Origin of the sequence: Pseudoflavonifractor sp. MCC625 (genome assembly GCF_018784545.1) — a bacterium.
In the GTDB taxonomy this organism is placed as follows: domain Bacteria; phylum Bacillota; class Clostridia; order Oscillospirales; family Oscillospiraceae; genus Pseudoflavonifractor_A; species Pseudoflavonifractor_A gallinarum.
The window spans coordinates 1-220 of record NZ_WQOJ01000041.1 but is presented as its reverse complement, the minus strand read 5'-3'; the positions used below and the strand labels follow the sequence as shown (position 1 = coordinate 220).

1 pseudogene is annotated in these 220 nt (G+C 48.6%); it reads right to left on the bottom strand.

Annotation, left to right across the window (positions count from 1 at the left end):
* Positions 1-220, bottom strand: a pseudogene (locus tag GPK94_RS13615) (conjugal transfer protein TraE); the annotation flags it as partial.

Genomic DNA, 220 nt, shown 5'->3' with positions numbered 1-220 from the left:
AAAGCCTTTCTTTACCGTCCAGCGTTCTGGCAGCTACACCAAGACGCTTGAAGTTATTAAGTATATCGGTCTCAATACGCTCCAGACGGGGCTTGGCAGCTTTGATGCTGTCTGCGTCGATACCAAAAGTCAGGTATTTGGTCTTGATGAGACCGTTGTTACCTCTGGCCAGCTGATTTTGCAGCATTGTGGTGTATTCCTCGCGGATACTGTCAAAGGC